At 70.5% G+C, this 1,810-nt stretch carries 1 protein-coding gene; it reads left to right on the top strand.

Annotated features, from left to right (window positions below; translation table 11 throughout):
* The first annotated feature begins 145 nt into the window (after positions 1-145).
* On the top strand, positions 146-1,732 hold the full coding sequence (locus VF542_RS09680) for an IS66 family transposase (protein ID WP_408651497.1): 1,587 nt from the start codon (positions 146-148) through the stop codon (positions 1,730-1,732).
* Positions 1,733-1,810 lie beyond the last annotated feature (78 nt).

The raw sequence follows: 1,810 nt of genomic DNA, 5'->3' as shown, positions 1-1,810 counted from the left end.
GCCCGATCTCGAGGCCCCGGCCGGAGCAGGAAAGTGGCTGAGGACAAGCACTTACGGTGTGGCGGTCGTACGAGGGGCAAAAGGCCGGGCCGAGATGAGCTGACGCGGTTGCGCCGGGTCGGCGTGGACCCGACCTTTCGCGGGCATGTCGGTGCCGGAGAAGATCAGCCTCTCGGGCCTGCCGCGCGGCGAGCTTGAGGCTCTGGCCGAACGGCTGCTGGCGGAGAACGCCGCGCTGGGGCAGGCGATCGCCGAGCTGCGGGCCGAGGTCGCGATGCTCAAGGGCGTCAAGGGCCGGCCCGAGGTGAGGCCGAGCGGCATGGAGAAGGGCACCGGGCCCGGGTCGGAGGCGCGGGGCCAGGGCCGTGGGGCTGGGAGCCGCAAGGCCAAGCGGCTTACCATCCACGAGGAGCGGGTCATCGCGGCGGAGGTCCCCGCCGGCTCGCGCTTCAAGGGCTACGAGGACTTCCTGGTCCAGGACCTGGTGCTGCGCCCGCACGTGGTCCGCCTCCGCCGCGAGCGCTGGCTGACCCCGGACGGCCGGACCGTCGTGGCACCGATGCCGGCGGGGATCGTCGGCCACTTCGGGCCGGAGCTGCGGCGGTTCGTGCTGTTCCAGTACCACCAGGGTCAGGTGACCGTGCCGCGCCTGGTAGCTCAGCTCCAGGCCATCGGCATCGCGATCTCCAAGCGGCAAGTCGTGCGGCTGCTGAACGAGGGCCAGAGCGCCTTCCTGGATGAGGCGCGCAACGTGCTGCGGGCTGGACCGAGTGCGGCGAGCTGGATCAGCGTCGATGACACCGGCGCCCGCCACCGGCACCGGAACGGCGTCTGCACCCAGCTCGGCAACGACCACTTCGCCGCCTTCGCCACGACGACCTCGAAAAGCCGGCTGAACTTCCTCGAGGTGCTGCGGGCCGGCCATGCCGACCACGTGATCAACGCCGAGGCGCTCGCCCACATGCGCCAGCGGGCGCTGGCGGGGCCGGTGATCACCAGCCTGGCGGAGCATCCCGAGCGGCACTTCCCCGACGAGGCCGCCTGGTTTCGGCATCTCGACCAGCTCGGCATCACCGCGCTGGTGGTCACGCCCGATCCGGTCAGGATCGCCACCGAGGGCGCGGTCTGGGGCAGCATCAAGGCGCACGGGCTCCTGCCCGACACCGTGATCCTCTCCGACGATGCCGGCCAGTTCGCGCTCGACCGGCACGCCCTGTGCTGGGTCCATGCCGAGCGGCTCGTGCACAAGCTGGATACCTTCACCGAGCGGCAGCACGCGGCGCAGCAGTTCGTCCGCGCGCTGATCTGGTGGTTCTACGCCGACCTCAAGGCCTACCGCCGCGCGCCGGACCGGCGGCGACGGTACGAGCTGCGTACGCGGTTCGACCGCATCTTCCGCCGTCGCACCGGGTTCGCGACCCTGGACCGCCTGCTCGCCCGGCTACACGCGAACAAGGAGGAGCTGCTGGTCGTGCTGGAACGGCCCGAGGTGCCGCCGCACACCAACGGCTCGGAGCGGGACTTGCGGCCGCAAGTGGTCAAACGGAAGATCCCCGGCGGCACGCGCTCCGATCAGGGCCGCGCTTGTCGCGACGCCTTCCTCGGCCTGCTGCTGACCTGCGCCAAGCTCGGCCTCTCGTTCTGGGATTACCTCGGCCACCGCCTCCGAGTGCCCGGCGCGGACGCTCCCTACCTGCCCAACCTCGTCAGGCTCCGCTCAGCGCCCGCCTGAGCGCCCGGGCTTTTGCCCCTCGTACCGTCGACGCTGCTAAGCATTAATTTTGCTTATGAATTTGGCAAATGGCCAAAG

Source organism: Jatrophihabitans sp. (assembly GCF_036389215.1).
Classification (GTDB): Bacteria; Actinomycetota; Actinomycetes; order Mycobacteriales; family Jatrophihabitantaceae; genus Jatrophihabitans_A.
Note: the sequence above shows the minus strand (reverse complement) of the source record. Positions and strands in the feature narration are given on the sequence as shown.